Genomic DNA, 26,467 nt, shown 5'->3' with positions numbered 1-26,467 from the left:
CATGAAACGTCAGGCATCGTGATATCGCGGCGATTTGACAATGCTTGACGCGCGATTGCGCGCGGCCTCGCCGGCTCGACAGGCGTGCGACCGCCATTCCGTCTCGCCGGCCCGCGCGAAGCGTCATAGAATCGTCGTCGCCGACCGTTCGGCCGCTGCGACCCGACATCAACCTCGCACATGAAGGACACTCGCGTGGCGCTTGCCCATCGACTTCTGCCGATCGCCGGCGCATCGAGCGCGCTGATGGCCGGCGCCGGTACCGCCGGTACCGCATCCGCAGCCACGGCGGCCGCGGCCTGCGCGTCGCCTTCGTTCGACCGCTATCCGGCACCGGCCGCCGCCCGCGCGCCGCGCAAACCGGCCGCGTCGCCCCGGTTCGCCTGCGACGAAGCGCACCTGTATCGCACCGTCATCCGTGACGAATTCGCGCAACCGGCCAATTTTGCCGGTCACGACCGCATCGCGATCCGGGATTGCGGAACGGATTGCCGAAATGTCGCGATCGTCGACGAGGACACTAGCGCGACGTACACGACACCCGGCGTGAAGGCCGTCTCGGGCGTGATGGGCAACGACGAGGAGCGCGTCGACTTCCGTGCCGGCAGCAGGCCGTTGATCGTCGCCGGCTGCTTCGACGACGATTGCGGCGACGGCAACGCGAACGCGGCCCGGTTCTTCCATGAATGGACCGGCACCCGGCTGCGTCCGGTCGGCACGTGCCCGCTGGCCATCGACCCGGTTCAGTGAGCGGCCCCGGCGACCGATGACCTCCATTCACCTCAGTTTCGACGACGGCCCCGGCCCGTCTACGCCCGCGTTGCTCGACGTGCTGCGCGATGCATCGTGCGCGGCGACCTTCTTCGTGCTCGGCAAGCACCTGGCGGGCGCGCTCGACGTCGCGACGAGAATCGCGCGCGAAGGCCATCGGCTCGGCAATCACACCCATTCGCATGCGCGGCCGGGAGCGCTCGCGGACGTCGCACTGATCGACGAAATCCACACGACCGATGCGCTGATTCGCGACGTCTACCGCCGCGCCGGCCTCGCCGCGCCGGACGCGATCCCGCTGCGTCTTCCGTACGGATTGCTGCCGCAGGACGAGCGCGCCGCCGTGCTCGCGCGCCTGCAACGCGAACACACAGGCTGGACCGCGATACTGGACGACTGGCAGCGGCCGGCGCCATCGCCGCAGGCGCTGTTCGACGCGATGTGCGCGCACGTCGACGCCTGCGCGGCGCAGCATCGCGACGTGCTGTTCTGCCTGCACGACGGATCGCGGCACGGCGACGCGCGGCCCAACACGGTCGAAGCCGTACGGCTGTTCCTGAACCGGCAGCGCTGACGCGACGGCCGGCTAATCCGCGGGCCGCGCCCCGTCGAGCAACTGACGCCAGCCGCCGAGGAATCCGATGCCCGGCCCCGGCATCCATAGGCCGCGCTGCGCGGCTTCGAGATGGATCAGCGTCTGGTCCGCGCAGAACAGCGCCATCAACGGCTCGCGGTTGTCGCGCAGCCATTCGGGCGCCGCCTCGGCCCGCGTCGCCGCATAAACCTGCAGGCAGGCCGCCCATCGCGCACGGTCGAATACGAAGCAGTCGTCCCGGCCCGCATCGCGCGACAGCGCGAACGACGCAAAGGCCGCCTCGAGCCATTGCGCCCCCTGCCCCACATCGTCGAAATCCAGCACGCCGTTCACCGCGTTGCCGACATACAGCAGGTTGCCCGCGTGATAGTCGCCGTGCAGCCAATGCACCTGCCCCGTGAGCCACGACGACGCTGCGTCGAGATGCGCGCCGATCCGCCGGATCACCGTGTCGTAAGCGTCGCGCAGGTCGCTCGGCAGCGACGGCATCGCGCGCGCCGCCACACGCGCATGACGTGCGGACAACCACGCCAGCGGCGCCGCTTCGCTCGCGGGGATCGCGGCCAGTGCCGTATGCAGATGCGCGAGCGTGCGCATCGCATCGGTCGCCCCAGCGTGCGGGTCGTCCGGCAAGCCGGGACGGCCGTCGATATGCTCGAACAGATGCAGCCAGCTTCCGTCGCACGTCCGCACGCCTGTTTGCGCATCGACGGTCGGCCGTAGCCGAGGCAGCGCGGGCAGCTTCGACGCCATGCGCGCATCGGCGAGACGGCCGAGTATCGACGCCTCGCGTCGTAACTGCCCGACCGGCTTGCCGGCCCACGACACGCGCAGCACCGTGCGCCCCGCATCGCATTCGACGAGATACGTTTTGTTAGTATGGCCCGACGCCAGCGCCCGCAGGCGCGCCGGCCCGATGTTCCAGTGCCGCTGTAGCCACGGTTCCAGCGTCTTCACGTCACTCCTATTCGTTGCATTGACCATGTCAGAGCGTCCTTCGGCCCGCATGCGGGACATCAACGTCGAATGGCTGACGCGCGCCGCCGAATTCGGCCATCTGTTCCAGACCCGCTGGCTCGGCGAGCGCTTCTTCCATCTGCCCGGCGACATGCTCGCGCTGCAGGAACTGATCTGGCGCGAGCGCCCCGACTGCATCGTCCAGACCGGCATCGCCGCGGGCGGCGGCGTGGTGTTCACCGCGTCGATGCTCGAGCTGGCGGGCAACCCGGGCCGCGTCGTCGCGATCGAACCGCGCCTGCGCGACAAGGTCAGGCAGCGCCTGCACGCGCACCGGCTCGCCCACCGCATGGTGCTGATCGAAGGCGAATCGTGCGCGGCCGACACGCTCGCCTCGGTGCGCGCGCAGATCGGTGACGGCGCACGCGTGATGGCGATCCTCGATCTCACGCATACGCATGCGCACGTGCTGCGCGAACTCGAATGCTATGCGCCGTTCGTGACGCCCGGCAGCTACGCGATCGTGATGGACACCATCATGGAATACCTGCCCGAGTCGATGTTCGACGGCAAGCCGTACGGCCGGGGCAACAACCCGGCCACGGCCACACGCGAATTTCTGGCCCGCGACGAACGGTTCGACGTCGATCACGACATCGAGGACCGCGTACTCATGACGCTGTCGCCAGGCGGCTTCCTGAAGCGAGTGCGCTGATCAGGCGGGCGGCCTGCGCGGAGCCGTCGCGCGCGGCATAGCTGTCGCGGATCCGCGCCGCCTGCTCGCGCAACGATCCCGGGCGCAACAGACGCTCGAGCGCGTCGACGATTTCCACGACGCCGGCCTGCTGCAGATCGAGCACGCAGCCCGCGCCGGCCCGCTCGACGAAGTACGCCGAATGGAACTGGTCGTTGCAGAACGGCGACAGCAGCATCGGCACGCCGCACGCGAGCGACTCCATCACCGAATTCGCGCCGCCGTGGCTGACGAACGCGTGCGTGTGTCGCAGCAGCGCCAGTTGCGGCGCGTAACGTACCGCGATCACGCGTTCGTCGCCGGCCGGCAGCAGATCCGAATCGACCAACTCGCCGACCGACAGCACCAGTTGCGCGGACGTCGCGCGCGTCGCCTCGATCACCTTCGCAAACAGCGCCGGATGGTAGTAAAGCTGGCTGCCGAGCGACATATAGACGAGCGGGCGATCCGCATCGACGCGTTCCCACGGGAACGCCGTCTCGTCGCCGCGCGGGCCCGACGGCATCGCGGGGCCGACCAGTTCGACGCCGGGCGGCGGCGCGCCGACCAGCGCGTCGGTCGTGAACGCGAGCGTCAGGTGCGGCGACAGCACGTCGCAACCGCGAAAGCGCGCGTCGAGGCCGTAGCGCGCGAACAGCCGCGTGCGTTCCGGTTCCAGCCATCGCACCGTGCGCAGCAGTTCCGAATCCAGATCGTCCGGCAGCACCGGATTCAGCGAATTGGACATCGAGACCCACGGCAGCCCTTCCTGTTCGGCGGCAATCGCCGCGGCATAGAGCAGCGGATCGATCACGACCACGTCGGGCTGCCATTCGCGCAGCACCGCGCGGATGCCGTCCACCTGCGCGGGCGCGAGGTCGATCAGCAGTGTGCGGATCCAGTGCCGCAGCCAGTCGGCGTCGCGAATGTTCGCGGCGAAACTCGCGCCGCGCGACAGGTCGTGGCGTTCGGGCGTCTCGCGCGGCCCGACGAACGCGAAGTCGCCGGCGCCGTCGAGCTGTTCGCTGATGTCGGCCGGCGCATAGAACGCGACGTCGCAACCGGCGGCGCGCAGATGCTGGGCCGGGCCGATGCAGGGATTGACGTGGCCCTTCTCGGGCACCACGCAGAACAGGATGCGTTTCATGAGCGGCTCAGGTCGGGCGATGCGCAGCATCGGGATGAAGGCGATCGAGATGATCGAGAATCAGTGTCAGCGTCGTCCACAACACGCGCTCGGTATCCGTCTGCAAAGCGGGCACGGCCAGGCCGAGCGTGTCGGCCAACGCGTGCGTGCGGTCGCGATCGAGCAGCGTCGCGAGATCCATTGCCGGTGCGAGCCGTCCGCGCTTGGGGCCATGCACGAGACGGTCCGGCAGGTTCAGGCGCGCACCGAGATCGCGCAGGCACTGCTTGTTCGGATCGGGCGCGACGCTCGTCAAATGCGCGACGACGGCGGGGTCGACGAACGGCGGATGCAGGTCGACCGACGCGGCGTCGAACAACGCGTGGCACAGCGGCAGATAGTTGGCCGACAGGTCGCGGCGCAATACCTGATCCGCGCCGTCGCCGGTAATCGCCACCTCGACGCCATCCGCCGCCATCGCATCGGCCAGCAGCAGCTTCGCGACCGGATGCAGGTTGAACATCGGCTCCTCGACCGCATGGGTCGTTCTCGGCAGCGCCGCGACGAAATCGGCCTCGTTCGCGCGTACGACCTTCACGTTCGCCTGCATCAGCGCGGCCAGTTCGAGCGCCGCATCGCGTTCGCAGTAATCGGGCATGTCGGTCGCGAGGACGTAGGCCGTCACGTGCCCCAACGCGCCGAGTTCGCGCAGCAATGCGAGCAGCAGCGCCGAATCGAGCCCGCCGCTCAGCGCCAGTGCGACGCGCTTGCCGCTGTCGAGCGCGCGCTGCAGCGACGCGCGCAGCACGGTGTCGAGATCGGCATGCTGCGGCCGCTCGGGCGCCGGCTGCACCGTCAGCCCTTGCAGCGACCGGATCAGTGCATGGCCAGGCGGCACCGCGAGCACGTCGCGCAGCACGGTGCGGCCGACGAGGCGCTCGCCGCTCAGGTATCCCGCGATGGCGGCCGCGTCCGGCGCGCCGGCCGGTTGACCCGACGCCCGCAATACGGCGCGGATGCCGGACGCCGACACGCCGCTGCGCGGATGGTAGTGCAGACGATCGAAACCGAACGGGTCGCGCGTGCCGACGATCATGGATAACGAGCCTTCAAGGTGTTCACTTCAATGCGTTTGAGGATGCGATGCGGCGCCACCGGCGCGCTGCCGCCCTGACAATGCAGGCAGGCTTCGAGCGGCGTCTCGCGTTGCAGATAGGCCAGCATCGCGTCGAGCATGCCCGCATCGTCGAGCAACGGCAGGCCGTCGGCCTGGAAATCCTTCTCGCCCTTGTACAGCGTATGGAAATGCGCGGGACGCGTGCACGTGTAGAACATGCCGTCGCGAATCATATGGCAGCGCTCGCGGATCCAGCAATCGCGATAAAGGCGTCCAGCTTCGTCGCGATCCGTGCCGGGCTGGACGCGGTTCATCGTCGTGAACACATCCTGCACCTTCCAGTTCAGGCGCACGTCGAAGCGCGCGGCCTGATGCTCGACGTGCGCGACCAGATCGGCGGAGAGCGCCGGCTTCGGATAGCGCGAGATCGTCAGCGCATCCACCGCTTGCCAGAATGCGTCGGGCATCTCGCCGAGCTTCAGGCCGTTCGTCGTGACCGAGATCACGGGCGCGATGCCGGTGCCGCGCACGCGTTCGACGAGTTCAACGAGCGCCGGATGCAGCAACGGTTCGCCGCCGACCAGCTTGAACATCCGCGGGCGCAGCACCTTCGCGGCCTTGCGCAGATCGGCCTCGATCGATTCGGGGCGTGCATACCATTCGGGCAAAAGCGGCGACAGCGAACAGCATTCCGCGCAGGTCAGGTTGCAGTGATCGACGATATGCGCTTCCAGCGAGCGCGTCTGGACGCGCCCGTCCTCGACGCGGTAATCGCGATCCAGCGGCGGTGGAAACACGTGCTGTCGCTCGCCGGCTCTTGGCGGATTCGGGATCTTGTTCGGATTCGCACTCACATCAGCTTCCTGCTTCCACGCAACGGGAAAAGAAATCGACCAGATGGCCGCGCGCGTCCACCATCGCCGACGCCATCGTCACCGCACCGTTCAGGTGCGACTCGAAGCGCGACGGATCGTCGAGCCAGCCTTGCACGATCCACAGCTTGAGCGCGTGCTGCAGGCAAGCGGCATCGACCGCCCATGCGATGTGTGCCAGGTTCGGCGGCCGCACGCGCCGGTAGGCGCGCACGAACGCTTCCGCGAGGTGCGGCGCTTCCAGCGGCAAATGATTCAGGCATCGCACCAGCTCGTATTCGCGAGGCGCGCCGATCGACGCCTCCCAGTCGAGGATCAGCGGCGGCAGCTTGCCGGTGAACAGATAGTTGAACTGGTTGTAGTCGTTGTGGATCGGGTGCTGCGGATCGTCGGCCGGAAACGCATCGATGCTGCCCGGATAGTAGCGATCGAGCATGCGCAGTGCGAGATCGACATAGCAGCGCAGGTTCGCGGCGGCGGTGGCACCCGCATTCGCTCGATCGAGTGCATCCCGCAGACTGCGGCGCACCGCGTCCGCATCGATCGAGGTCAACCGCGCGCGGATCGTATCGCGCGACGGCAGATGCAGTGATTCGAGGCTCAGGTGCAACGCGGCCAGACTCGCGCCGAGTGCGTCCCATTCGGTTGGCGAGAACGTATCGTAGGTTTTGAATTGCCCGGCTTCCCAGCGCGTCAGCATCGCGTGCGAATGCTGCCCCGACCACAGCAATGCGCCGGACGTCGTGCGCTCGAGCGTCTGCACATGGAAACGCGCATCGCCATGCGCTTGCAGATGTGCGAGGACAGCGGCTTCCTTGACCGCACGCGCATGGTGTTCGCATGCATAAAGCTTGACTGCCACGCCCGCGCCGCCGCTGGTCGGCAGGTGCCATACCCGTTCGCTGACCTGCGTCGGCTCCCCGCCGCGACCGAGCCCATAGGCATCGCGAATCTCGTCGAAGGTGACGGCGAGCGAATCCATTCAGATGTGCTCGGCCGGCCCGTGCCGATACGGATGACCGGTCAGAAACGTGTTGTGTCCGACGTAGCGCAGCTTGTACATCGCCGGCCGGAACAACACCGACGGATCGTTGTTCTCGATGCCGAGCAGCGGATACAGGTCGTGCCGCACGAAGAACGCGTTGTTGCCCATGTCGTCGCAGCAGACGAGTTCATAGCCCTTCTGCCTGCCGAGACGAACGAGCGATTCGAGGCTCGCGCCGTAATAGGTCGAACCGTCCCATTCGTGGTCGGGATTGAAGCACATGACCCAGCGCTCGGGCGGCGTGTAGTACGGGTTGTATTCGATCACGACGATGCGCGGCCGGAACGATTGCAGGCCGCGCCACACCCAGTAATCGTTGCCGTCGATGTCGATCGACAGCAGATCGAAGTCGGTCGGTACGTTCGCATCGGCGAGCAGTGGGTCAACCGTGTCGGGCTGCACGCGATCGTGATGCAGACGAACGCGCTCCACGCCCGCGTAGTGCGCGGCAAGCTTGCCGAACCGGTATGCGCTGCCTTCCACGAGTACGCCGGACCAATCCTGCTCGCGCAGCAACCGCGCGGTGTTGCTGTTGCGCAGGCCGTCGCTCGCGCCGATATCGACGCAGAAGCGATTGGTCGGCGCAATCCGCTCCATCAGACGCGACAGGATGCCCTCCTCGGTGCCCTGCGCGTAGAGGCTGGGCGCAAGGCCGGACAGGTCGAGCGGGAGAGGATGGTCCTGCATCGAGAGCGGCTCCGGGGCGAAATGGGGAATGATGGGCGGTGTCGGGTGGGTAATTTACCTGAAGTCGATTGAACAGAGGAAACGGGAATGCGCGGCGTGGCAGGTTTTGCCGCAGCGGATATGAAAAAGCCCGCATCGACATTGCTGTCGATGCGGGCCTGTCGCGCTTCTGGCGGTTCGCCGGGTGCAGCGACTCCTGACCTGGACCCACGGCCGGACGAAACCTCAGGACACTTACTCCTGCCCCTGACTCGTCAGGAACTCCTCGTAATTCCCGCCGAAGTCGAACAGCGTGCCGTCCGTACGCACTTCGATGATCCGGTTCGCCAGCCCGCTCACGAATTCGCGGTCGTGCGACACGAAAATCAGCGTGCCTTCGAACTGCTCGAGCGCGATCTGCAGCGACTCGATCGATTCCATGTCCATGTGGTTGGTCGGCTCGTCCATCAGCAGCACGTTGTGGCGGCCGAGCATCAGCTTGCCCCAGATCATGCGGCCCTTCTCGCCGCCCGACAGCACCTTCACCGACTTCTTGATGTCGTCCGACGAGAACAGCAGACGGCCCAGCGTGCCGCGCACCATCGTTTCGTCGTCGCCGTCCTTGCGGTACTGGTCGATCCAGTCCATCAGCGTGATGTCGTCCGGAAATTCCTCGTACGTGTCCTGCGGCATGTAGCCGACGTTCGCGTTCTCGGACCACTTCACCGTGCCGTGATCGAGCGGCAGCGCGCCGAGCAGCGAGCGCAGCAGCGTCGTCTTGCCCGCGCCGTTCTCGCCGATGATCGCGATGCGCTCGCCCGGCTGCACCGACAGGTTGAAGTTCTGGAAGATCGTGCGCTCGTACTTCTTCGTGATCTCTTCGGCGACCACCGCGACATTGTGCAGCTTCTTCTCGAACTCGAAGCGGATGAACGGGTTCTGCCGCGACGACGGCTTGAATTCCTCGATCTTGATCTTGTCGATCTGCTTCGCGCGACTGGTGGCCTGCCGCGCCTTCGACTTGTTCGCCGAGAAGCGGCGCACGAAATCCTGCAGTTCGGCCACGCGCTCCTTCGCACGTGCGTTCGCCGCGGCCTGGCGCTCGCGCGCCTGCGCCGATGCGAGCATGTAGTCGTCGTAGTTGCCCGGCCAGACCTTCAGCGTGCCGTAGTCCATGTCGGCCATGTGCGTGCACACCGAGTTCAGGAAGTGACGATCGTGCGAGATGATGATCATCGTCGAGTTGTACTCGTTGAGCGTGTGCTCGAGCCAACGGATCGAGTTGATGTCGAGGTTGTTGGTCGGTTCGTCGAGCAGCAGCACGTCCGGCTTCGAGAACAGCGCCTGCGCGAGCAGCACGCGCAGCTTCCAGCCCGGCGCGACGTCGGCCATCGTGCCGTTGTGGAACTTCTCCTCGATGCCGATGCCGAGCAGCAGCGCGCCCGCGCGCGCCTCGGCGTCGTAGCCGCCGTATTCGGCGAACTTGCCTTCGAGCTCGGCCGCGTGCATGTAGTCGTCGTCGGTCGCTTCCGGGTTCGCGTAGATCGCGTCGCGCTCGGTCATCGCGGCCCACATCTCGGTGTGGCCCATCATCACGACGTCGAGCACGCGCACGTCTTCGTACGCGAACTGGTCCTGGCGCAGCTTGCCCAGGCGGACGTTCGGCTCCAGCGCGACGTTGCCGGCGCTCGGCTCGAGGTCGCCGCCGAGGATCTTCATGAAGGTCGACTTGCCACAGCCGTTCGCGCCGATCAGACCGTAGCGGTTGCCCTCGCCGAATTTGACCGAGATATTCTCGAACAAGGGCTTCGGCCCGAATTGCATCGTGATGTTGGCAGTAGAAAGCACGGCAGGTCCCGTTAAGAGAGAAATCGACGGAAAACCGTGTATTTTAGCAGGTGTCGGCGAAACTGCCGACCGCACCGCCCCGGCGGCCCTTTCCAGGCCCTCCGCCTCGCCGCCCGGCGGCCCATCCACACGACGGCACGCGCCTCACCGCCGTCTCACCGGAATCCCGCATGCTCGCCAGCCAGCTTCGCGAACGACTCGTAGGCGCATGGCGCCTCGTGTCCTACGAAATCCGCCCGTGCGACGGCAGCCCGTCCGCCTATCCGCTCGGCCGCGACGTGCGCGGCTGGATCCTCTATACGCCGGACGGCTACATGTCGGCCCAGCTCATGGCCGCCGGCCGGCCGCGCTACACAAACGGCGATCTTCAGGGCGGCACCGACGACGAATGCGCGGCCGCCGCGCGCGGCTATATCGCCTACTCCGGCCCCTTTCAGGTCGCCGACGACGGCACGCTGACCCACGCAATGGACGTCAGCCTGTTCCCGAACTGGATCGGCGACGTCCAGCAGCGGGCCGTCATGCTCGACGGCGATCGTCTGCAGCTCGGCACCGTCGCGCCGGTGCGGATCGACGGCCGCGAGGTCGACGCCGTGTTGCTGTGGGCGCGCGCGGGCCGCTGACGCGCGTCACTTGCCGGCCTTGCTGGCCGCCTTCTGCGCCGCCTGCGCCTTCATCTGCCCGAACAGTTCCGAGCACGGCACGTCGCGGTTGTTGCTCGGCGCGATCAGCGGAATCAGCGCCGCGAACGGGTTGATCAGCCCGAGCCCGACCATCGCGCCGGCGCGCAGCGCGAGCGCGCCCGCATCGACGCCGACCTTCGGGTTCTTGAACGTGCCCTTCGCATACAACGGCGAGCGCAGCGAGAAGATCCGGAAGCCCTTCGTGTGCGGATGGACCTTCAGGTCGAGCGATTCGTCGCGCAGGTTGATCGGGCCGTCGACGTTGATCAGCGCATCGTCGGTATCGAGCGCGAAGACCTTCGGGTCGAGCATGCCGTCGGTCGCCACGAAATCGATCGCCGCGCAATTGATGTTGACGTCGCGGTTGCCGAACAGCTTCTCGTAGACGACGTTCGCGACGTTCAACCCCGCCGCCTCCATCAGCAAGCGGCTGATGCGGCCGTTGGTGATCAGCGCCTTCACTTCGCCGGTCGACGTCGCCGCGAGCGCGGCCGGCGAATTGCCGGTTGCCGACAGCGACGCGTCGCCGTTGATTTCGCCGAACGCCGTCTGCATCACCTTCTGCGTCGGGAACAGCTGCTTGAGCTTCAGATGCCGTGCGACCAGCTTGAAGCGGCCCTTGAGCGGCGTGCGACTGCCGTCGAGATGCGCGTTCGTCGCGAGTGTGCCGCCCGCGACGCCGAACTGCAGCGGCTCGAACGACAGCACGCCGTCCTGCATCAGGATGTGCGTGTACAGGTTGGTGATCGGCAACTGCGGGCTCTTGATCAGCTTGCGGCCGGTGAACTTCACGTCCGCATCGATCGCGCTCCAGCGTTCGGTGCGGAACGTCTCCACCGGCAGCACGCGATCGGGCGGCTGGCGCGTCGTGTCGCCGCGCTTCGCCTTGCTCGCGGCCGTATCCGCACCGATCACGGGCGCGAGATCGGAGAACTGCAGCAGGTTCGACACGAGTTCGCCCGACAGCTTCGGCCGCGGCGCGCGCTGCGCCCAGACGAGCGTGCCGCCGAGGTCGCTGCCGCCGACGCGGCCGTTGAAGTTCTCGTAGCGGAAGGTGCTCGCATGCGGCTTGAAGTTGCCGATCAAGCGCCCTTCGGTTGCGTAAGGCGGCGTATCGGGCAGCGTGATGCCGGTGAGCTGATAAAGATGCGACATCGACGTGCCCTGCAGCCACAGCCGCAGGTCGAGCGCCGCGAGATGCATCGGATCGGTCAGTGTGCCGACGATCGCGAGCCGCGTATCGCCGGCCTTCACGTCGGCCTGCAGCGGGAACGGCCGCGACGCATCCTGGATCGCGAGCACGCCGCCGACCTTGCCGGTGCCGCTGATCGGCACGTTCTTGTAACGGCCGTCGACCTTCAGCCCGAAGGCATAGGTCGGGCCGGACGGCTTCGCGGGTGCCGTCGCGCCGCTGGCGCCGGACGCGGCAGCGGCCGCCGAAGCGGAAGGCGTGGCAGGCGCGGACGCAGCGGGCAACCCCGACGAACCGGAAGCGGCCGACACAACGACACGCGCGGCCGACGCGCCCGAGGCCGCGGCCGCGCTCGCCCCCGACGCGGCTTGCGCATCGGCCTTCGCGCCCAGTTGCGCCGCGCCATGCTTGCCCACGCGCTGCGCCGACGCCGCGCGCGACGTCTGTTCCTGTTCCTTCAGCACGTCGCCGAGCGGGATCGGCTGACCGAGCGTATCGATCGCGACGGTCAGATCGGCCTTCGTGATCGCGTCGCGATACGTGACGGTGCCCTTCGCGAACCCGAAGCTGTCGAGCCGCACCTTCCACCGCGAAGGCTGCGACGACTGCTTGAACTGGAAGGTCCACGTATTGCTGCCGTCCGCGCGCCGCTCGAGATCGACGGCGGGATTCACGACGTCGATCGACGGGATGACGATTTCATGCGCAAGCAGCGGCAGGATCGCGAGATCGAAGTGCGCGGCATCGAGCGTGACGAACTTGGGCGCCTTCGCCCAGTCGGGATTGCCGATCTCGAGTTGCGTGGCGGAGAAGCTCGGCCAGGGCACCCATGCGCGCCAGCCGGTTTCGCCATCGGGGCGACGCCAGCCGACCTTGAGATCGCCGTTGATCGCGAACGGGCGGCCGAGTGCGGCACTCACCTGTTCGTTGACCCACGGTTTCGCGCGGTTCCAGTCGAACGTGAAAAGAAAGACGCCGGCCGCCGCGATGAGCACCGCGACGATACCGACGACCCATGCAGCCGATTTGCCGATGGCTCGGGTTAGCGTCATGGCGGTTCCGTTGTTGTTCTGAAGTGTTGCCACACCATGCCGGGCCGCTTGCGTGGACGAACGGCGCACGACAGCTGCGGCTTTTCGATCGGTATTATGACGCACGACATGGCGGCCTTTCGGCGCCATTAACGCTTTTTTTCATTTGTGACATGACCTCCCCCACCGGCCTCATCGACGCGCAGCACATCACGCGGCGCGACGCCAGCAGCGGCAAGACGCTGCTCGCCCCCACCGATCTCAGCCTCGCCGCGGGATCGCGAATTGCTGTCACCGGACCCTCCGGATCGGGCAAGAGCGTGTTGCTGCGCGCCCTCGCGCTACTCGATCCGCTCGACGGCGGCCACCTCCTGTGGCGTGGCCGCCGGATCCGGCGCAGCGCGATTCCGCGCTACCGGCGCAGCGTCGCCTATGTCCGCCAGCGCCCCGCGCAAATGGACGGCACCGTCGAGTCGCAGTTGCGCTACCCGTACTCGCTCGCGATCTATCGCGACGTCGCGTTCGATCGCGCGCGCGCCGAAGCGCTCGCCGCGCAGGCCGGCCGCGGCGCCGGCTTTCTCGACAAACGCGCGAGCGACCTGTCCGGCGGCGAGGCGCAGATCGCCGCGCTGTTGCGCGTGCTGCAGCTCGATCCCGACGTGCTGCTGCTCGACGAGCCGACCTCCGCGCTCGATCCCGAATCGGCACGCGCGATCGAAGCGCTCGTCGGCGCGTGGTTCGACGCGGCGCCCGACGCACGCGCATACATGTGGATCTCGCACGATCCGGCCCAAGCCGCGCGGATCGGCACGACACGGCTCGTGATGCAGGCCGGCGTATTGCACGCGGCCAACCCGACGGAGATCGCGCGATGAGCCCCGCCCTTCAGGACCTGAGTCTGGTGGACGTCGGCATCGCCGCCGCGCTCGTCGCCGTCAACGGCGCGATCTCGGCGGCGCTGTCGCTCGGCCTCGGCCGCAAGCTCGCGCTCGCGGCGGTGCGCACCGTCGTGCAGTTGCTCGCGATCGGCTACGTGCTCGGCTGGGTGTTCGGCCATCCGCACTGGTACGTCGTGCTGCCGCTCACCGCGCTGATGACGCTGATCGCCGGTTTCGCCGGCGCGGGGCGCGGCAAGCGCACGTACCGCGGCCAACGCATCGACAGCATCGCGTCGATCTGGTTCAGCAGCTGGTTCGTCGCGGCGGTCGGCCTGTTCGTCGTGATCCGCATCCATCCGTGGTTCGCGCCGCAATACGCGATCCCGATCCTCGGGATGATTCTCGGCAATACGCTGACGGGCGTCTCGCTCGGCGTCGAGCGGATGATGGAGGAACTCACCGCGCGCCGCGATCGTGTCGAAACCGCGCTCGCGCTGGGCGCGACGCGCTGGGAAGCCGCGCAGGACGCCGCCCGCCAGGCCGTGCGCGCGGGCATGCTGCCGACGCTGAACCAGATGGCGGTAGTCGGCGTCGTGAGCCTGCCGGGCATGATGACGGGCCAGGTGCTGGCCGGCCAATCGCCGCTGCAGGCCGTGCGCTACCAGATCGTGATCATGTTCCTGATCGCCGCGGCGTCCGCGCTCGGCACCGTCGGCGCGGTGCTGATGACCTATCGCCGGCTGTTCTCGGCCGATCACCGCTTTCTCGCGTCGCGGCTCGAAGAGCGCACGCACTGACGCGCGGCGGCAGCGCGCGCATGCGAAGTTTTCACCGGGATGTCATGACCGGACGGACAGGATGCGCGCGAGCATGACGTGACATCCGCATGACGCCACGCGTCGCCGTTGCACGGTCGCGGCGCCGCGCCTCGGAGCCGGCAGCGGATACATTGCAACGGCGGCACGGCGGAGCTGCTCGCGTGCCGCCCTGCTCGTTCCGCCCGTCGAACCGGTTGCGCGCGCACCGGACGAAACGCCGGCCCGCGCGCGCCGCTCAATGCTTGATCGACACCGTCACCTTGGTGCCGTCGCTCATCGTCACGGACTTCGACCCGCCATTGGTCGGAATCGACACCCACTTCACCTGGCTCACCGACGCGACGTCCGGGCACTGCAGCGACTTGCCGCCGGCCGTCACGCTGCGCGTGCCCTTCGGCGCGGCCGCCTGGAAGCTCAACTGCACGTTGGCGACACCCTTTGCGTCGACCGACGGCGCGAGCCGCACCTGGGTCTGCCGCACCATCGCGCCGTTCGCGTCGCGCGGCAGGTTGTCGGCGTTCGGGCAGCCGTCCGGCATCGCAACGGCACCGCTCGGCGGCACCGACTTCCAGTTGAAATCGTCCGTCTCGCCCGAGCGGATCTTGCGGGTCTCCTGCGTATTGCCGAAGGTCTTCGAGTCGACCTTGACGGTGTATTCGAGCTGTCCCGTACCGCCGCCCTTCAGGCTGCCCTTGACCGGCGGCGCCGCGAATACGCTCGCGCTGACGCACGCCGCCGCGAACACGACCGACCACGATGCGGCAACCGACAAGCTGCGTTGGCTCATGCTGACCTCCTTGTAATGCGGCGGCACGCGCGTGCCGCGCGGTTTTCGATGCATGATGCGCTGCCAGTCTACCGCCAAGCGGGATGCAATGCGCCGCAAACGCATCGGGTGTTACCCCGCTTGCGTTCGCGGCGCCGCAACCTTACGCGTCCCGCCGGCTCAGAACCCGCTCAATACGAGCTTGCCGATCGCGCGCCCGCCCTCGAGCATCCGGTGCGCGCGCCGCACGTTCTCGGCATTGATCGTGCCGAGCTGTTCGCCGAGCGTCGTGCGCAGCGTGCCGCCGTCGACGAGCCGCGCCACCTCGCTCAGGATCTTGTGCTGCTCGATCATGTCCGGCGTCTCGAACATCGCACGCGTGAACATGAATTCCCAGTGAAACGCGGCGCTCTTCGCCTTCAGCAATTCGACCGGCACCGGCTTCGCGTTCTCGACGATCGTGCAAATGCCGCCCTGCGGCCGGATGACTTCCGCGGCGGCCGGGAAATGATGGTCGGTGTCGTTGAAGATCAGCACGTAGTCGACGCTCGGATGGCCGACCTCGCGCAATTGTGCCGGCAGATCGCCGAAATGGTCGACCACCGCGTCCGCGCCCAGCGCGCGCACCCATTCGGCCGACGCCGGCCGCGAAGCGGTCGCGATCACGTGCAGCTTGCCGAGCGTCTTCGCGAGCTGGATCGCAATCGAGCCCACACCGCCCGCGCCGCCGATGATCAGCACCGACTTGCCCGCGTCCGCGCCCTGCGGCGACACGCGCAACCGGTCGAACAGCGCTTCCCACGCGGTCAGTGCGGTGAGCGGCAGCGCGGCCGCCGCCGCGAAGTCGAGCGTGCGCGGCTTCAGCGCGGCGATCCGCTCGTCGACCGCGTGAAATTCGCTGTTCGCGCCGGGCCGCGTGATGCTGCCCGCGTAGAACACTTCGTCGCCGGGCCGGAACAGCGTGACGTCGGCGCCGACCGCGACGACCGTGCCGGCCGCATCCCAGCCGAGCACGCGCGGCGTCTCCTCGATCTGCGGCTTCGGCGCACGCACCTTGGTGTCGACCGGGTTCACGGAAATCGCCTCGACCTTCACGAGCAGATCGCGCGGGCCCGGCACGGGCTGCGGCAGTTCGACGTCGAGCAGCGCTTGCGGGTCGTCGATCGGCAGATAACGGGTCAATCCAACGGCTTTCATCTCGATACTCCTTTCAGGAAATCCGGCAGGCTGCGGCGCAACCTCCATGCGTGCCATCGTAGGCAACCCGATCATTCGAGAAAACCGCTATATTTCCTGAAACATTTTCAGGAATTCCAGAATAATGACGTCTGCTCCCATTTCGGCGCCCGACAAGCCGCTCGACCTGCTCGACGTCGCGCTGTTCGTGCGCGCGGCACTGCTCGCGAACGTCAGCGCGGCCGGGCGCGAATTCGGCGTGTCGGCCGCCGTCGCGAGCGCACGCATCGCGCAGCTCGAACGCCAGCTCGGTGCGCGGCTGCTGCACCGCACCACGCGCCGCATCAGCCTCACGCAGGACGGCGAAGTCTTCATGGCGCGCGCCGACGCGCTGCTCGCGGCCGCCGATGCCGCGCGTGCGTCGGTCGGCCGCGGCCGCAGCGAGCCGTACGGGCGGCTGAAGGTGTCGATGTCGTCGTCGTTCGGCCGCCAGCACGTCGCGCCGGTGATTCCGGCGTTCCTGCGCCGCTATCCGTCCGTGTCGCTCGATCTGCGGCTGTCCGACGAGATCGTCGATCTGGTCGACGACGGCTACGACGTCGCGGTCCGCCTCGGCGCGCTGAAGGATTCGACGCTCGTCGCCCGCAAGCTCGCCGCCAACCGCCGCGTGCTGTGCTGCTCGCCCGCCTATCTCGCCGAACGCGGCACGCCGCGCCACCCGACCGACCTGACGCAGCACGAATGCGTGATCCTCGGCGACCAGCGCGACTGGTCGTTCGCGACGCCGCAAGGTCCGCTCACGGTGCGGGTCGGCGGCCGGCTCGCCGCGAGCAACGGCGAAGCGATCCGCGAAGCGCTCGTCGACGGCTTCGGGATCGCGATCAAGTCGACCTGGGACGTCGGCCCGCTGCTCGCGAACGGCGTGCTCGTCACCGTGCTCGACGATTACCCGTTCGCGGAAGACGTCGCGATCTGGGCCGTCTATCCGAGCCGCGCACACGTGCCGCTGAAAACGCTCGCGTTCATCGCATTCCTGGCCGAGCATTTCGGCGATCCGCCGTACTGGGATCGCGCGAACGGACGATAGTCGGCGGCGTCCGGTTCGCGCTGCGGGCGTGCCGGTTCGAGTCCGGCCTCAGGATTCGTCCCTGCCGCGATCGCCCGTCCCGGCCAACCGGCTACAATGGCGCGTTCGCGACGCAACGGCCTGCAGCCGCACGGGGCCGCGTTCGCAGGCGGCCGCCCGCGGGCCGCGCACGTCATTCATTCGTCTTCCAACCACTCGTCATGACCCACAATCTCGTCATCCAGAGTCTTGCGCCGCTGTCGGACGCCCACCACAAACCGCTGCTCGCGCTGTCGCGCGGCACCCGCATCGTGCAGACCGACGATCACGCGTTGCGCGTCGAAAACGCGAGCCCGGCGCAGCGCCTCGACATCGACGCGTACTGCGGCACGCATGCGCTCGACTTCGGGTTCGTCGAGGCCGGCCTCACGCTCGGCGATTTCGGGCTCGCGGTGATGGACATGGATTCGACGCTGATCACGATCGAATGCATCGACGAGATCGCCGATTTCTGCGGGCTGAAAACGCAGGTCGCGGAGATCACCGAAGCGTCGATGCGCGGCGAGATCCGCGATTTCAACGAAAGCCTCACGCGCCGCGTCGCGCTGCTGGCCGGGCTCGACGCGCACGCGCTCGAGCGCGTGTACGAAGAACGGCTGCAACTGTCGCCGGGCGCCGAGACGATGCTGGCCGGCGTGAAGGCTGCCGGCATGAAGACGCTGCTCGTGTCGGGCGGCTTCACGTTCTTCACCGAGCGGCTGAAGGCGCGCCTCGGCATCGACTACGCGCATGCGAACACGCTCGAGATCGTCGACGGCAAGCTCACCGGCAAGGTGCTCGGCGAGATCGTCAACGCCGACGTGAAGGCGCGCCTGCTGCGCGAGACGTGCGCGTCGCTCGGCCTCGAGCCGCGCCGCGCGATCGCGATGGGCGACGGCTCGAACGATCTGAAGATGATGGCCGAAGCCGGGCTGTCGGTCGCGTTCCACGCGAAGCCCGTCGTGCGCGATGCGGCGACGGTCGCGTTCGACCATGTCGGCCTCGACGGGCTGCTGCGACTGTTCTGATCCGGCCGCACCGTCAATGAGAAACGCCGGCGCGACAAGGCATCGCGCCGGCGTTTCGTTTTTGCGCCGGACGTTGCCGGCCGGCGATCAGCCGAGTGCGGCCTGCATCGCGCGCTCGATGTCCGCACGCAAATCGGTTTCGTCTTCCAGACCGACGTAGAAACGCACCAGCGTGCCGCGATGCGGCCAGTCCGGACGCATCGACGCGACGTCGTAAGGCATCGCGAGGCTGCACGCGCCGCCCCAGCTCCAGCCGATCGCGAACAGCTCGAGCGACTCGACGAAACGGTCGACCTGCTCCGCGCTGTAGCGTGCGTCGAACACCACCGAGAACAGCCCGCCCGCGCCGGTGAAATCGCGCATGAACGACGCGTGCCCCGGGCAGTCGGCGATCTGCGGATGCAGCACCGCCGCAATCTCCGGCCGCGCCTTCAGCCATTGCGCGAGCGCGAGCGCGCTCTTGCCGTGCGCGTCGAAGCGCACCTGCATGCTCGGCAGGCTGCGCAGCACGAGCGAGCAATCGTCGACCGACACGCCGATCCCGCAGCGCATCCGCGCGAGCTTCAGCTTCGCGTGCAGCTCCGCGTTCGCGGTGATCGTCGCGCCCATCAGCACGTCGCTGCCGCCCGACTGGTACTTGGTCAGCGCCTGCACCGAAATGTCGACGCCGTGCTCGAACGGCTTGAACGCGAGGCCCGCCGAAAAGGTGTTGTCGATCGCGGTGACGATGCCGCGCGCCTTCGCGGCCGCCGTGATCGCCTGCACGTCGGGCACTTCCATCGTCACCGAGCCCGGCGCCTCGATCCAGATCAGCCGCGTGTTCGGCTGGATCAGCTCGGCGATGCCGGCGCCGATCAACGGGTCGTAAAAACGCGCGGTGATGCCGAAATCGTGCGCCAGCCACTTGCCGAAATCGGCGTTCGGGCCGTACACGTTGTGCGGAATCAGCACGTCGTCGCCCGCTTTCACGATCCCGAAATAGACGTTCATGATCGCCGCGAGGCCCGACGGCTGCAGCAGCGCGTGCGTGCCGCCCTCGATCTCGGCGAGCCGCTGCGCGAGCGCGAGCGACGTCGGCGTCGCGTGCAGCCCGTAGCGCCACTGGTTGTCGTCGTGCCAGACCAGCGCGCGCATCGTCGCGAGATCGGGGAACACGACCGTCGACGCGCGCGCGACCGGCGGCACGAACGAACGAAAGCCTTCCGGAATGACGTCGTCGGGTTGAACGATGCGGGTTTGCAGCGCGCGCTTGGGAGTGGATGCGGTCATGACTGGAGGCCGGGCACGAGGCCGTTCGGTTGCGGAATATGTCGCTAGAGTAGCCAAAATCGGCGCGCTTGGCCCGGTACAGTGCGCGCCGCGCACACCAAGCCAGCGTGCGCTCAGTCGTCGGTGCGCAGATTGACGATGCCGCCCACCGTCTCGATTTCGTGCACGCGGCCGTCGCGCACCTGCAGCGCCGCGCGTTTGCCCGGCGCCAGACGCAGCACGACCGGTTGCGGATCCGATTCGTCCGAATTCATCCGGTCGGCCTTCAGGTCGCCCGTCGCGTCGAAACGGCCGATCCACACGCCGGTGATGTTCGTGCCGTCGTTCGACTCCTCGATCTCGAGCGTATCGCCGTCGCGGTCGCCCGCGAGCAGCACGACCTCGCCCGTGTCGGCGAACTGGTATTCGCCGTGCACGCCTTCCTCGTCCGTCTTGGGGCCGAGATGCACGACGATCGGCCGGTCGCCGAGCGTGCCTTCGTAGCGCGGCAGGCGGGCGAACTCGGGATTCGGCTTCAGCGGCCGCGCCGGCGCCGGTTCATCCTGCTGCACGCCGGGTGCAACCCCCTGCGCCTCGACCGCCGCCGGCATCGCGATGCCCGCTAACAGCGCACCCGCGACGACGAGCGCCCGTTGCCATTCCGAATATCGACCCACCTTGTGTTGCTCCTTGCTTCAGATTCGCCCGACCATCGCGGACCGTGCCAGGTCGCAACCCGGCTCTTGCGTCGCCGCGCAAGCCTGCGCTGCGACTGCGTCGTCGGCGTACGCGTTTCGCGTCAGCCCTGCATCAGGCTTTCCACCGCAGCGCGGTGCGGAATCGGCGCGACCGCGCCGTAACCGGTCGTCGACAGCGCCGCCGCCGCGTTCGCATAACGCGCGGCCGCGAACGGATCGTCGCCGGCGACGATCCGCGCGACGAACGCGCCGCCGAAACAGTCACCGGCGCCGGTCGCGTCGACGGCATCGACCGCGAAGCCCGGCACGACGCGCCGCTCATGCGGCGTCGCGACATATGCGCCTTCCTTGCCGAGCTTCAGCGCGACGACCTGCGGCCCGTGCTCGAGCATCGCGTCGACGATCGCGTCGCGATCGTTCGCGCCCGTGAGCGCCGTGACGTCGTCCCAGCTCGGCAGACAGATGTCCGTCTGGCGCAGCGCCTCGCGCATCACCGCGCGGGCACGCGGCAGCGGCCACAGCTTCAGGCGCAGGTTCGTGTCGAAGCTGACCTTCGCGCCGTGGCGACGCGCGTGGTCGATCGCCGCGAATGCCGCGTCGCACGGGGCCGTGCCGATCGCAAGACTGATGCCCGACAAGTGCACGGCCTTCGCGGCCGCGAGCGCGTCGAGCGGCAGGTCGCCCACCGCATAGCGGCTCGCAGCCGAGCCCGCACGCAGATAGTCGAACTGGTGGCCATCGATGCCGTGCGTGACGAAATACACGCCGGTCGGCGCCGTGCGGTCGATGCGTACGTACGTCGTGTCGACCTGCTCCGCCGCCCACATGTCGGCCAGCAGGCGGCCGAACGGATCATCGCCGATCGCCGACACGAAGCCCGTCGACGCGCCCTGGCGCGCCGCTGCGATGCAGAAGTTCGACGTGTCGCCGCCGAAGCCCTGCAGGAATTCAGGGCGCCCCGGCTGCGACTGGTTGAATTCGATCATCGCCTCGCCGAGCGCGAGGATCTCCGGAAATGCAGCGGCCATCGCTTACACCTCGCCCCACAGATCGTGGCCGTCGGCGCCCGTGATCTTCACGGACACGAAATCGCCGACCTTGTAGCGCTTCGATGCCTTCGCCGCCGGCTCGACATAGACGACACCGTCGATCTCCGGCGCATCGGCTGCCGTACGGCCGATGCCGCCTTCTTCGCCGACTTCGTCGATCAGCACCTTGAGCGTCTTGCCGACCTTGCGCCGCATGCGGTTCGCCGACACTTCCTCGGCCACTTCCATGAAGCGCGCGCGACGTTCCTCGCGGACCTCGTCCGGCAACGCGCCGTCCAGGTCGTTCGCGGTCGCGCCTTCGACCGGCGAATACGCGAAACAGCCGACGCGATCGAGCTCCGCTTCGCGGACGAAGTCGAGCAGCGTCTCGAACTGCGCTTCCGTCTCGCCGGGGAAGCCCGCGATGAACGTGCTGCGGATCGTCAGGTCCGGGCAGATCTCGCGCCACTTCTGCACGCGCTCGAGCACCTTCTCGGCGTTCGCCGGACGCTTCATGCGCTTCAGCACTTCCGGGTGCGCGTGCTGGAACGGCACGTCGAGATACGGCAGCACGTGGCCCTTGAACGGACCTTCGGCCATCAGCGGAATCACTTCGTCGACGCTCGGATACGGATACACGTAGTGCAGCCGCACCCACGCGCCGTACTGCGCGGCGAGTTCGCCGAGCGCGGCGACCAGGTCGGTCATGCGCGTCTTGATCGGCTTGCCGTTCCAGAAGCCCGTGCGGTACTTCACGTCGACGCCGTAAGCGCTCGTGTCCTGCGAGATCACGAGCAGTTCCTTCACGCCCGACTTGAACAGGTTCTCGGCTTCCAGCATCACTTCGGCGACCGGGCGCGACACGAGGTCGCCGCGCATCGACGGGATGATGCAGAACGTGCAACGGTGGTTGCAGCCTTCGGAGATCTTCAGGTATGCGTAGTGACGCGGCGTGAGCTTGATGCCGGCCGCGGGCACGAGGTCGACGAACGGGTCGTGCGGCTTCGGCAGGTGCGAATGCACGGCCTGCATCACTTCGCCCACCGCGTGCGGGCCGGTGACGGCGAGCACCTTCGGGTGGACTTCCTCGATCAGGTTCGAGCCGCTGGCACTCGACTTCGCGCCGAGGCAGCCGGTGACGATCACCTTGCCGTTCTCGGTCAGCGCTTCGCCGATCGCGTCGAGGCTTTCCTGCACCGCTTCGTCGATGAAGCCGCAGGTGTTCACGACGACGAGGTCGGCGCCGTCGTAGGTGCCGGAGATTTCATAACCTTCGGCGCGCAGTTGCGTGATGATCTGTTCGGAATCGACGAGCGCTTTCGGGCACCCGAGGGATACGAACCCTACTTTGGGGGATTGGGACATCTGGAATGTGGGGGCGTGGCAGCAAAAGCGTGAGTTTACAGCGATTTAGGGGCGGCGAGCCAAAATGAGCGACCAGCGGGCAACGTCGATCGGCAGTTCGAGCATGCAGCTCGATGGACAGCCGACAAAGACGGGGCGCTTGATGCGTCCCTTTCACTCCGGGCCGACCGGTCGTCTGCTTACCATCGGCGGCACGTCGGACAGGGGCGCGCGCGCAATCCTACAAGAATCGCCCCGAATTAGCGCAGCCGCTATGCGAAAATGCGGCATCCGCTCTCCCCAATCGACCCAACGGGCCTCGCATGACCACCCACATCACAATCGAATTCACCGAGCACGCCGCAGAAGCCATCGGCGAGCAGACCAGCACCAGCTTTTCCTACGACCAAGGCGCACACGTGCCGCAACCCGGCGATTTCGTCGAACTCGATAACTCGCGCCAGACATTTCTCGTGATCGGTCGCGTGTTTTCACTTAAAGCGAACTACAGTGCCGTCAAGCTCGTGCTCGACCTTCCTCCGTCGGACGACGATCAGGATTTCGGTTCGGCACACTGAGCAACGACGGAACGCGTCGCGGTCACCCGCACCGATGACCCTGCGGCGCCAGTCCCCGGCGCCGCAGCACCCAGCCCGTCGATTCGGATAGCAGGTCGTACCCGAACTCGAAACGCCGCGCGTCAGTGCGCATCCGCATCCGGAAACACCGGCGCCTTCAGACACCGATCGAACCACGCGGCATCGCCGCCCTCTCCGAGCGGCCACAATTCGGCGTCGAGCTGCGGCAGGCCCGCCACCGGCGCCGGCGTACGGTTCTCGCCACCGGACGCCGCAGCCCGCACCCATCCCGCCTGCGCGCTGCCGCTGTCGCATGCATGCGTGCCTTGCGCTTCGCAGAACGCCACCGGATGCACCTTCCCGTCGTCGGCCGCGCTCACCAGGCGGTACTGATAGACCGCGCCGGTCGCCCAGTCCTCGCTTTGGCTGCACACCCGCGCATGATGTTGCACATGAATCGCGCCGAAACACGCATAAGAAACATGCGCGCCGCTCGCATCGTCGGGAATGAAATCGCAATTGGCATCGAAGCCGGCCAGCGGGCCGCCGCTGTATTTCGCGAGCCACTGCCGCTCGGCCAGTGCGCGCGCGATCAGCCCTTCATCCGATCGGTCGGCCAGCACGGCGGTGCGCCGATCGAAGGCCTTGCGCACTTCGTCGACTGCCAGCCGATGGCCGTCGTAATCGGTATCGAGTCGTTTGTTGCGCGCGGCGAGCCAGCGGCGCTGGCTGCGCACCAGCATGTCGCGGACGGCGGCGTCCGGCGCGGCCTGTAGCACGCCCGCATAGGCCGCATTCATCCGCGCATCGGCCGCGCGCAGCGCGGGGCTCGCGCAAATGCGCTTCTCGATCGGCTGGACGGCTTTCGCGCAATCCATCGCAAAGCCCGGCACGGCCAGGCCGACACCCATCATAAACATCGCAGCAAGACCGGCCAGCCTGCCGGTCGATGCCGTTCGAATCCCTCGCATGCTCTCTCTCAGTCGGTTTGTTTTTCTCGGCCGCCCGCATCGATGCGGCATCGGACCTCTCACCATGCGCGGGAACCGCCAGCGCATTTCGCGCATCGCCGTGCAGCGCCGCTTATGGTACGCCAGGCAAGCGTCCGCGCGGGCACGAACGCGCACCGTCACGCGCGGTGCGACCTGGCTTTCATTCGTATGGACGGGATCTCGATCGACTGGACGACGACGATGTCCGTGCCTGCCCGGCACGGGCATTCGGTGCCGACGATCCCGGACGACCGTCGGCCATCTTTTCCGGCAAGCGGCAGCCACGCTTCGTCCTGGCCGAATGCACGATAGCGACCGGCCGCCCGCTTCGCGGCGCCGACGCCCCGACGGCTCGCGCCGCCCCGGCCGGCCTGCCGCGATTCCGTTACTTCTTTTCGGGCTCCGATGCGCCGGGCTGCTTGAACGGGAACGTGCTGAACATCGACTTCGCCTGGTTCTGCATCTGCTCCTGCATCTGCACGAACATGTTCTTCGACTGCTCGATGTAGCTCGTCATCATCCCTTGCATCATCGGCGCCTGCATGTTCATGAACTGCGACCAGACTTCCGGATTCATCGCGTTGCCTTCGTAGAGGTTCTTCGATTGATCCGCGAGCTTGTTCTGGATGTCGATGAATGCCTGGATGTTCTTTTCCAGGTACGTGCCCATCATGCCCTGCATCGCATGACCGTAGAAACGGATGATCTGCGACAGCATCGACGACGAGAACATCGGCACGCCACCGCTCTCCTCCTCGAGGATGATCTGCAGGAGGATGCTGCGCGTCAGGTCTTCGTTGGATTTCGCGTCGACGACCTTGAAATCCTCCTGCTCGAGCACGAGCTGCTTCACGTCGGTGAGCGTAATGTACGTGCTTGTCTCGGTATCGTAGAGCCGGCGGTTCGGGTACTTCTTGATGAGCCGTTCGGCCGTCTTCTTTGTAGTAGTCATGTAACGCCTTTGAGTGCAGCGTAGCGCAAGTGACGAATCCCCGCCTCCCGGGTCCGGGAGGCGGGGGCCTTCGGAAAACGCCCGGCTGCGCGGCATCCGGCCCGCGCAGCCCGGGCGCTCAGCCCATGTGCAGGCCGCCGTTCAGCGAGAAGTCGGCGCCCGTCGCGAAGCCCGAATCGTTCGATGCGAGCCACGCGACGATCGAGCCGATTTCCTCCGGCGCGCCGAGACGCCGCACCGGAATCGTCGCGACGATCTTCTCGAGCACGTCCGGACGGATCGCCTTCACCATGTCCGTGCCGATGTAGCCGGGCGACACGGTATTGACCGTCACGCCCTTCGTCGCGACTTCCTGCGCGAGCGCCATCGTGAAGCCGTGAATGCCGGCCTTCGCGGTCGAATAGTTGGTCTGGCCGAACTGCCCCTTCTGGCCGTTCACCGACGAAATGTTGATGATGCGGCCCCAGCCACGTTCGACCATTCCGTCGATCACCTGCTTCGTCACGTTGAACAGGCTCGTCAGGTTGGTGTCGATCACGGCGGTCCAGTCTTCATGCGTCATCTTGCGGAACACGACGTCGCGCGTGATGCCCGCGTTGTTGACCAGCACGTCGATCTCGCCGACTTCCGCCTTGACCTTGTCGAACGCTTCCTTGGTCGAGTCCCAGTCGCCGACGTTGCCTTCCGACGCGATGAAGTCGTACCCGAGCGCCTTCTGGTCCTCGAGCCATTTCACCCGGCGCGGCGAGTTCGGGCCACACCCTGCGACCACCTTGAAGCCGTCTTTCGACAGGCGCTGGCAGATGCTGGTGCCGATGCCGCCCATCCCGCCCGTTACGTACGCAATTCGCTGAGACATAAATCTCACTCCATTTTTGGTTTCGAGAGCTGCCGAAGGCCCCCTCTGACTTCACGTGACGCCGGCCGAAGCTGCAATCGGCCGGCGCACGGATCCGGTTCGCCTGTGGCGAACGGCCGGTTACGAACCGCCGATCACGGTTGGCCGATCACGGACGCTCGACCGCGAGCGCGACGCCCATCCCGCCGCCGATGCACAGCGACGCCAGCCCGCGCTTCGCATCGCGCTTGACCATCTCGTGCAGCAGCGTCACCAGGATCCGGCAGCCCGACGCGCCGATCGGATGACCGATCGCGATCGCCCCGCCGTTCACGTTCACCTTCGACGTGTCCCAGCCCATCTGCTTGTGCACCGCCAGCGC

The 26,467-nt window shown here is 67.2% G+C and carries 26 protein-coding genes and 1 pseudogene; 9 read left to right on the top strand and 18 right to left on the bottom strand.

Features of this window, described 5'->3' with window-relative positions; translation table 11 throughout:
• Positions 1–195: 195 nt before the first annotated feature.
• Both WS61_RS00905 and WS61_RS00900 read left to right on the top strand, forming a co-directional pair.
• Complete coding sequence (locus WS61_RS00905) at positions 196–750, top strand: hypothetical protein (protein WP_179949646.1); 555 nt, start codon at positions 196–198, stop codon at positions 748–750.
• Between the two features lie 16 nt (positions 751–766).
• A complete protein-coding gene (locus WS61_RS00900; RefSeq protein WP_059498840.1) occupies positions 767–1,345 on the top strand; it encodes a polysaccharide deacetylase family protein in 579 nt (192 codons plus the stop codon).
• Between the two features lie 12 nt (positions 1,346–1,357).
• Here WS61_RS00900 and WS61_RS00895 read toward each other — a convergent pair whose 3' ends face one another.
• Complete coding sequence (locus tag WS61_RS00895) at positions 1,358–2,323, bottom strand: phosphotransferase enzyme family protein (protein WP_059498839.1); 966 nt, start codon at positions 2,321–2,323, stop codon at positions 1,358–1,360.
• Positions 2,324–2,348: 25 nt separating this feature from the next.
• Here WS61_RS00895 and WS61_RS00890 point away from each other — a divergent pair, with 25 nt between their 5' ends.
• Entirely contained in the window at positions 2,349–3,038 is a 690-nt protein-coding gene (locus WS61_RS00890; RefSeq protein WP_059498838.1) for a cephalosporin hydroxylase family protein, read from the top strand.
• Here the strand turns inward: WS61_RS00890 and WS61_RS00885 are convergent.
• From WS61_RS00885 to WS61_RS00860, 6 genes are all read right to left on the bottom strand, one after another.
• Positions 2,995–4,203 (bottom strand): glycosyltransferase, encoded by a 1,209-nt coding sequence (locus WS61_RS00885; protein ID WP_059498837.1) that lies wholly within the window; start codon positions 4,201–4,203, stop codon positions 2,995–2,997. The two genes, WS61_RS00890 and WS61_RS00885, sit on opposite strands and share 44 nt — an antisense overlap.
• 7 nt (positions 4,204–4,210) lie before the next feature.
• Positions 4,211–5,278, bottom strand: coding sequence for an asparagine synthase-related protein (locus tag WS61_RS00880; protein ID WP_059498836.1), 1,068 nt, complete (start codon positions 5,276–5,278; stop codon positions 4,211–4,213).
• On the bottom strand, positions 5,275–6,153 hold the full coding sequence (locus WS61_RS00875; protein WP_059498835.1) for a 4Fe-4S cluster-binding domain-containing protein: 879 nt from the start codon (positions 6,151–6,153) through the stop codon (positions 5,275–5,277). Before WS61_RS00875 ends, WS61_RS00880 begins: the two co-directional genes overlap by 4 nt.
• Position 6,154: 1 nt before the next feature.
• Complete coding sequence (locus tag WS61_RS00870; protein ID WP_059498834.1) at positions 6,155–7,153, bottom strand: phosphotransferase enzyme family protein; 999 nt, start codon at positions 7,151–7,153, stop codon at positions 6,155–6,157.
• The gene (locus WS61_RS00865) at positions 7,154–7,903 is read right to left on the bottom strand and encodes an FkbM family methyltransferase (protein ID WP_059498833.1); all 750 of its coding nucleotides are present in this window, start codon (positions 7,901–7,903) and stop codon (positions 7,154–7,156) included.
• A gap of 234 nt (positions 7,904–8,137) precedes the next feature.
• Positions 8,138–9,730, bottom strand: a complete 1,593-nt coding sequence (locus tag WS61_RS00860) for an ABC-F family ATPase (RefSeq protein WP_059498832.1) — start codon at positions 9,728–9,730, stop codon at positions 8,138–8,140.
• Positions 9,731–9,900: 170 nt separating this feature from the next.
• On the opposite strand from WS61_RS00860, the gene WS61_RS00855 reads away from it, so the two are divergent.
• Positions 9,901–10,353 (top strand): lipocalin-like domain-containing protein, encoded by a 453-nt coding sequence (locus WS61_RS00855; RefSeq protein WP_059498831.1) that lies wholly within the window; start codon positions 9,901–9,903, stop codon positions 10,351–10,353.
• Positions 10,354–10,359: 6 nt separating this feature from the next.
• On the opposite strand, the gene WS61_RS00850 is transcribed toward WS61_RS00855, so the two are convergent.
• Positions 10,360–12,657, bottom strand: coding sequence for an AsmA family protein (locus WS61_RS00850; RefSeq protein ID WP_059498830.1), 2,298 nt, complete (start codon positions 12,655–12,657; stop codon positions 10,360–10,362).
• Between the two features lie 152 nt (positions 12,658–12,809).
• On the opposite strand from WS61_RS00850, the gene WS61_RS00845 reads away from it, so the two are divergent.
• Positions 12,810–13,511, top strand: coding sequence for an ATP-binding cassette domain-containing protein (locus tag WS61_RS00845; RefSeq protein WP_059498829.1), 702 nt, complete (start codon positions 12,810–12,812; stop codon positions 13,509–13,511).
• Positions 13,508–14,311 (top strand): iron export ABC transporter permease subunit FetB, encoded by an 804-nt coding sequence (gene fetB / locus WS61_RS00840; protein ID WP_027784553.1) that lies wholly within the window; start codon positions 13,508–13,510, stop codon positions 14,309–14,311. The genes WS61_RS00845 and fetB overlap by 4 nt, the downstream gene beginning before the upstream one ends.
• Positions 14,312–14,567: 256 nt before the next feature.
• On the opposite strand, the gene WS61_RS00835 is transcribed toward fetB, so the two are convergent.
• Both WS61_RS00835 and WS61_RS00830 read right to left on the bottom strand, forming a co-directional pair.
• A complete protein-coding gene (locus WS61_RS00835) occupies positions 14,568–15,119 on the bottom strand; it encodes a DUF6013 family protein (RefSeq protein WP_059499079.1) in 552 nt (183 codons plus the stop codon).
• 159 nt (positions 15,120–15,278) lie between these two features.
• Complete coding sequence (locus WS61_RS00830) at positions 15,279–16,295, bottom strand: zinc-binding alcohol dehydrogenase family protein (RefSeq protein ID WP_059498828.1); 1,017 nt, start codon at positions 16,293–16,295, stop codon at positions 15,279–15,281.
• Positions 16,296–16,419: 124 nt separating this feature from the next.
• On the opposite strand from WS61_RS00830, the gene WS61_RS00825 reads away from it, so the two are divergent.
• Together WS61_RS00825 and serB are read left to right on the top strand one after the other, a co-directional pair.
• Complete coding sequence (locus WS61_RS00825) at positions 16,420–17,361, top strand: LysR family transcriptional regulator (RefSeq protein ID WP_059498827.1); 942 nt, start codon at positions 16,420–16,422, stop codon at positions 17,359–17,361.
• A 200-nt stretch (positions 17,362–17,561) separates the two neighbouring features.
• Entirely contained in the window at positions 17,562–18,407 is an 846-nt protein-coding gene (gene serB / locus WS61_RS00820) for a phosphoserine phosphatase SerB (protein ID WP_059498826.1), read from the top strand.
• 87 nt (positions 18,408–18,494) lie between these two features.
• Here serB and WS61_RS00815 read toward each other — a convergent pair whose 3' ends face one another.
• The 4 genes from WS61_RS00815 to rimO form a co-directional block, all read right to left on the bottom strand.
• On the bottom strand, positions 18,495–19,676 hold the full coding sequence (locus WS61_RS00815; protein ID WP_059498825.1) for a cystathionine beta-lyase: 1,182 nt from the start codon (positions 19,674–19,676) through the stop codon (positions 18,495–18,497).
• Between the two features lie 113 nt (positions 19,677–19,789).
• Positions 19,790–20,332 (bottom strand): hypothetical protein, encoded by a 543-nt coding sequence (locus tag WS61_RS00810; RefSeq protein WP_059498824.1) that lies wholly within the window; start codon positions 20,330–20,332, stop codon positions 19,790–19,792.
• A 122-nt stretch (positions 20,333–20,454) separates the two neighbouring features.
• Positions 20,455–21,381, bottom strand: coding sequence for a sugar kinase (locus WS61_RS00805; RefSeq protein WP_059498823.1), 927 nt, complete (start codon positions 21,379–21,381; stop codon positions 20,455–20,457).
• Between the two features lie 3 nt (positions 21,382–21,384).
• Positions 21,385–22,746 carry a 30S ribosomal protein S12 methylthiotransferase RimO gene (gene rimO, locus WS61_RS00800; protein ID WP_059498822.1) on the bottom strand — a complete coding sequence of 454 codons (1,362 nt, stop codon included), beginning with the start codon at positions 22,744–22,746 and terminating at the stop codon, positions 21,385–21,387.
• 302 nt (positions 22,747–23,048) lie between these two features.
• Here rimO and WS61_RS00795 point away from each other — a divergent pair, with 302 nt between their 5' ends.
• Positions 23,049–23,303, top strand: a complete 255-nt coding sequence (locus WS61_RS00795; protein WP_059498821.1) for a hypothetical protein — start codon at positions 23,049–23,051, stop codon at positions 23,301–23,303.
• Between the two features lie 122 nt (positions 23,304–23,425).
• Here the strand turns inward: WS61_RS00795 and WS61_RS00790 are convergent, their stop codons facing one another.
• From WS61_RS00790 to WS61_RS00775, 4 genes and pseudogenes are all read right to left on the bottom strand, one after another.
• A complete protein-coding gene (locus WS61_RS00790) occupies positions 23,426–24,436 on the bottom strand; it encodes a lysozyme inhibitor LprI family protein (RefSeq protein WP_257126073.1) in 1,011 nt (336 codons plus the stop codon).
• A 244-nt stretch (positions 24,437–24,680) separates the two neighbouring features.
• Positions 24,681–25,247: a polyhydroxyalkanoate synthesis repressor PhaR gene (gene phaR, locus WS61_RS00785; RefSeq protein WP_006485265.1), complete on the bottom strand. Its 567-nt coding sequence runs from the start codon at positions 25,245–25,247 to the stop codon at positions 24,681–24,683.
• A 118-nt stretch (positions 25,248–25,365) separates the two neighbouring features.
• Positions 25,366–26,106 (bottom strand): 3-ketoacyl-ACP reductase, encoded by a 741-nt coding sequence (locus WS61_RS00780; RefSeq protein WP_034207422.1) that lies wholly within the window; start codon positions 26,104–26,106, stop codon positions 25,366–25,368.
• A gap of 148 nt (positions 26,107–26,254) precedes the next feature.
• A pseudogene (locus WS61_RS00775) lies at positions 26,255–26,467 on the bottom strand (acetyl-CoA C-acetyltransferase); the annotation flags it as partial.

Source organism: Burkholderia sp. ABCPW 11, assembly GCF_001523445.1.
Lineage (GTDB): Bacteria > Pseudomonadota > Gammaproteobacteria > Burkholderiales > Burkholderiaceae > Burkholderia.
Note: the sequence above shows the minus strand (reverse complement) of the source record. Positions and strands in the feature narration are given on the sequence as shown.